The following is a 3,171-nucleotide window of genomic DNA, read 5'->3' on the forward strand; positions in this document are numbered from 1 at the left end:
CTCTACAACGCCTACAAAACCTGGTCACGCAACGAAGGCATCACCCCCACCTCCTCCCGCGCCTTCGCCGCCCGCATCCGAGAAACCATCGGACTCCCCGACCACCGCGTCATGCTGCTGTCCAACCAGCGCAAGCACTACCCAGGCATCGGTCTTCTCCCCGACAAGAAAGAAGCACCGTGATCACTTGTGCCGCCCCGGCCGGGAACCGGGAAGCCGGGACCGACGACGTCGGGTGGGTGGGTGGTGCTGGAGAGGGGTCCGCCTTCGGAGCGTTCGGTCTTGTGTCCTTTGGTGCGGGGGTTGAGGGTGGCGGGATCGATGGCCTCGGCGGGTGCGCCGGTGGCGTAGAGGCCTTGGGGGTCGGTGTCCCGGTCGTGGGGCAGGAGCCAGAACACCCGCCGGCGGAAGGTGCCCGAGGAGCGCGAGGCCCTCGCCCCGGGGCGGAGTACCGCGTATCCGACCATGCGCCCGTCACGGTGGTAGGCGGGTCTCCCCCGCCGGGTCGGCAGCCGGTCCAGACTCTGGCGCACGTAGTCCAGCACCGAGATGTCCTCCAGCCAGACCAGCTCCGCCTCCTCACTGATCTCGACCCCGTCGATCAGAGCACTCACTGCGCCTCCTCCTCGACCACGGCCGCGTCCGGACACTGTGCACCGGGCGCGCGGCCATGAGCAGCCTAAGGTTGTATACCGCGTTCACCCCGGGCTGGGTATGGGATACTCCGGCCTCGCATCACCGGACCCTGGACGCACCATGCCGCGACACCGTCCATCAGGAACCGACGGATCACGCAGCCCAGGGCGCGATCGGGTACCAGGGGATGATCTCTCGGCGCGCGAGCAGCCTGACGTCCCAGTACAAGAAGGTGAAAACGCCGGCGACGATCAGGGTCACCGCGGTCACAGCCGCCATCCGGCCGGGGTCGGCTGTCATCCAGGCGGCAATCCGACCGCCCGCGAAGTACGCCAGCAGGAAGAAGAGCACCGCGATGATCAGTACGTTGCCGACCGACTGCAGCAGGAAGGCTGACGCCCCGTAGAAGGGGTTGCCGCTCTGCGCCGCGTCACGGAAGAGCTGCCGGAAGAGCGGATACGGCCGGCCGATGAGAAAGCCGCCGACCAGGACACCCATGAACACCGTCTGGGCATGCGGAAAGCGGCGGCCCGGCTTCGCGAACGGATCACGGGTGTACCCCAGCGCGCTGAGCCCCAGCCAGAACATCGACAGCCCGATCACCCCGAACGTGACCATCGACTGCACGGACCGCCCCGACAATTCTCCCGGCACGGACTGCGCCTCGGAGAACTGCGGCATCGATGTCCCCACCAGCCCGACCACCGCCCCGTACACGACCGAGACCGCGGCCATGCCGAGGAACAGCCAGCCCAGTGGCCTGAGCGCCTGGACGGCTCGGCCCGCGCGGCTGTTCACCGTCCCCAGCATCGGGGCGACCGTGCCGAACACGGCGATGTTGCACGCGGTGAAGGTCCCTGCCAGACCGGAGACGAAGGCGAAGGCCGTCCCGGACGCCACCGAGGTGAGCGCCGAGGTCTCCGGATCGTGCCCGAGCATCGACTCGGCGATCGTGCCACCGATGGCCTGGTCCACGAACTCCGCCGACCAGATGACGGTCAGCAGAAAGCCGGCGACCGTGCTCAGGGAGAGGAGCAACCCGCGCCGCCGGACCCCCCTCTCCCCTGCGAGGTCTCCGTGCCCGTGTAACGGTGACTCAGCGATGCGTGCCACAACAGAGCTCCTTCTCGGCTGCCGGAAGGGTGACAGCGTAGAAGCGGTGCCGGGCGGCCCCATCTCCCAGAATGCTCGCCCAGGAGCGAAGTCCGAGACGAGGTGACCGGACGCCAGGAACAGACGCAGGGTCCGCACGACGGAAGTTGAGCACAGGAAACCTGCCTGTGAACATGAAGGCGCCTTCCGCCCGCAAGAGCCCGAGGACGCATCCATGCCGCACATCACCATCGACAACGATCACCCCGGCATCCGGGGCCTGATGTACCAGCGCCCGGACGCCGCGAGACCTCTCAACCACCTCGCCAACGCCCTGCTGCGCGCACCCGCCTCCCTCAGCCCCGGCGAACGGGAGTTGATCGCCGCCTACGTCTCCCACCTGAACAGCACGCCGTTCTGCTCCGGGACCCACGGCGCCGCCGCGGCGGCCCAGCTCGACGGCGGCCGCGACACGGTGACAGCCGTCTTCGCCGGACCGGAGAACGCCCCGGTCACTCCCCGGCTGCGCACCCTGCTGCGGATCGCCGCCGAGGTGCAGGCCGCGGCACGCCCGGTCTCCGACGAGGCCGTGAAGGCCGCCCGCGCCGAAGGTGCCAAGGACAGCGACATCCACGACACCGTCCTGATCGCCGCGGCTTTCTGCCTGTACAACCGCTACGTCAGCTGCCTGGCCACCGACATCCCGGCGCAGGACGGCTACTACGACGAAGCGGCCCGCCGGATCGTCCAGGACGGATACGCCACGGCGAGCGAGTAGGGAGGCGCCCCGGCCCACGACGTCCTCGTCGGCTGACCTCAGCCGCCGCTCTCGTCGGCTGACCTCAGCCGCCGCTCCCCCTCCTCATCGAGTCAGTGGCGTGCCGAGAGGGTGGGTGGTGCTGGAGAGGGGTCCGCCTTCGGAGCGTTCGGTCTTGTGTCCTTTGGTGCGGGGGTTGAGGGTGGCGGGATCGATGGCCTCGGCGGGTGCGCCGGTGGCGTAGAGGCCTTGGGGGTCGGTGTCCCGGTCGTGGGGCAGGAGCCAGAACACCCGCCGGCGGAAGGTGCCCGAGGAGCGCGAGGCCCTCGCCCCGGGGCGGAGTACCGCGTATCCGACCATGCGCCCGTCACGGTGGTAGGCGGGTCTCCCCCGCCGGGTCGGCAGCCGGTCCAGACTCTGGCGCACGTAGTCCAGCACCGAGATGTCCTCCAGCCAGACCAGCTCCGCCTCCTCACTGATCTCGACCCCGTCGATCAGAGCACTCACTGCGCCTCCTCCTCGTCGGCGAGAAGACCGATGCCTGGGTAGTGCTTGCGCTGGTTGGACAGCAGCATTTCCTTCGGTGAGGACAGTCCGATGGTTTCTCGGATGCGGGCGGCGAAGGCGCGGGAGGAGGTGGGGGTGATGCCTTCGTTGCGTGACCAGGTTTTGTAGGCGTTGTAGAG

General features: G+C 68.8%; 3 protein-coding genes and 3 pseudogenes. 2 read left to right on the top strand and 4 right to left on the bottom strand.

Features of this window, described 5'->3' with window-relative positions; translation table 11 throughout:
• A pseudogene (locus tag ACFWSK_RS37530) lies at positions 1-183 on the top strand (DNA primase); the annotation flags it as partial.
• A gap of 65 nt (positions 184-248) precedes the next feature.
• On the opposite strand, the pseudogene ACFWSK_RS37535 reads toward ACFWSK_RS37530, so the two are convergent.
• Positions 249-614: pseudogene (locus ACFWSK_RS37535) on the bottom strand (DUF6009 family protein); the annotation flags it as partial.
• A 175-nt stretch (positions 615-789) separates the two neighbouring features.
• A complete protein-coding gene (locus ACFWSK_RS37540) occupies positions 790-1,749 on the bottom strand; it encodes a hypothetical protein (RefSeq protein WP_383796619.1) in 960 nt (319 codons plus the stop codon).
• Positions 1,750-1,963: 214 nt separating this feature from the next.
• On the opposite strand from ACFWSK_RS37540, the gene ACFWSK_RS37545 reads away from it, so the two are divergent.
• Positions 1,964-2,506, top strand: coding sequence for a carboxymuconolactone decarboxylase family protein (locus tag ACFWSK_RS37545; protein ID WP_383796622.1), 543 nt, complete (start codon positions 1,964-1,966; stop codon positions 2,504-2,506).
• 84 nt (positions 2,507-2,590) lie between these two features.
• Here ACFWSK_RS37545 and ACFWSK_RS37550 read toward each other — a convergent pair whose 3' ends face one another.
• Together ACFWSK_RS37550 and ACFWSK_RS37555 are read right to left on the bottom strand one after the other, a co-directional pair.
• The gene (locus ACFWSK_RS37550; RefSeq protein ID WP_383796624.1) at positions 2,591-2,992 is read right to left on the bottom strand and encodes a DUF6009 family protein; all 402 of its coding nucleotides are present in this window, start codon (positions 2,990-2,992) and stop codon (positions 2,591-2,593) included.
• Positions 2,989-3,171: pseudogene (locus tag ACFWSK_RS37555) on the bottom strand (DNA primase); the annotation flags it as partial. The gene ACFWSK_RS37550 and the pseudogene ACFWSK_RS37555, both read right to left, overlap by 4 nt.

Source organism: Streptomyces sp. NPDC058620 (genome assembly GCF_042717135.1).
Classification (GTDB): domain Bacteria; phylum Actinomycetota; class Actinomycetes; order Streptomycetales; family Streptomycetaceae; genus Streptomyces.